This is a genomic window from Bradyrhizobium sp. 164 (assembly GCF_023073715.1).
Lineage (GTDB): Bacteria > Pseudomonadota > Alphaproteobacteria > Rhizobiales > Xanthobacteraceae > Bradyrhizobium.
Genome location: NZ_JADPKA010000092.1, coordinates 1 through 1312 on the forward strand (window position 1 = coordinate 1; position 1312 = coordinate 1312).

Below are 1312 nucleotides of genomic sequence, written 5' to 3' on the forward strand. Positions count from 1 at the left end.
AACGGCGGTACGGCGGTCAACGTCACCTTCGGCGACGGCACCAACGGAACGGTCAAGACGCTCGATCAACTCAACACCGCGCTTCAGGCCAACAACCTGTCTGCCACGATCGACGCCAACGGCCTGCTGACGATCTCGACCACCAACGACTACGCGTCCTCGACGCTTGGCTCGACGACTGCGGGTGGTGCGATCGGCGGAACGCTGACCTCGTCGCTGACGTTCTCGACGGCTTCCACCCCGGTCGCGGACACCGTTGCCCAGACGGCCCGTGCCAATCTGGTCAATCAGTACAACAACATCCTGAACCAGATCGACACGACCGCGCAGGACTCCTCGTTCAACGGTGTCAACCTGCTCAACGGCGATCAGCTCAAGCTGGTGTTCGACGAGACCGGCAAGTCGAGCCTGAACATCACCGGCGTGACCTACAATTCCAAGGGTCTGGGCCTCGCCGCGTTGACAAACGGCGTCGACTTCATCGACAACGCTGCCACCAACAAGGTGCTGACCAACCTGAACAACGCGTCGAGCACGCTGCGTTCGGAAGCTTCCGCGCTCGGTTCGAACCTTTCGGTGGTGCAGGTGCGTCAGGACTTCAACAAGAGCCTGATCAACGTGCTGCAGACCGGTTCGTCCAACCTGACCCTGGCCGACACCAATACTGAAGCGGCGAACAGCCAGGCGCTGTCGACCCGGCAGTCGATCGCGGTCTCCGCGCTGTCGCTGGCCAACCAGTCGCAGCAGAGCGTGCTCCAACTGCTCCGCTAATCGCGCACGACATCGCAGGCAAGATCTGGCGGCGGGGCTTCGGCCCCGCCGTTTCCTTTATGCGGTTGTATGAAGACGTCGTGCAGTGAGACGTAGACGGGCATTCGAATGCAGCCAATTGCTCACTCTGAGTTATGGTTGACAAGTAGCAAACACATCGCCACTGCACGAAAAAGCACCATCTTATCATGACGATACACGAGGGCGTGATCCGGATACGATCGCGCATATGGTGAATCCGCACAAGGACTGCAGCGACACGCTTCATGCTTTGTTAGCCCCAAAAGTTCACCCTCCCGGCATCGATTAATCCTAATCGAAGTTTGTTGCGTTGCGTACCAGAAGGGTAACACTCAATGTCCGGTATCGTCCTCTCCTCGTCGGTTCGTCAGAACCTGCTCTCTCTCCAGTCCACCGCCGATCTGCTCGCCACCACACAGAGCCGTCTGTCGACCGGCAAGAGCGTCAACTCGGCTCTGGACAATCCCACCAACTTCTTCACGGCACAGTCGCTCGACAACCGCGCCAGCGACATCAACAA

The 1312-nt window shown here is 59.1% G+C and carries 1 protein-coding gene and 1 pseudogene; both read left to right on the top strand.

The features are described from left to right. Nucleotides 1–771, top strand: a 771-nt coding sequence (locus IVB01_RS27365) for a flagellin (RefSeq protein ID WP_253075128.1), incomplete at its 5' end; no start/stop codon positions are given. Nucleotides 772–1127: 356 nt separating this feature from the next. Continuing rightward, nucleotides 1128–1312 (top strand): annotated as a pseudogene (locus IVB01_RS27370) (flagellar protein); the annotation flags it as partial.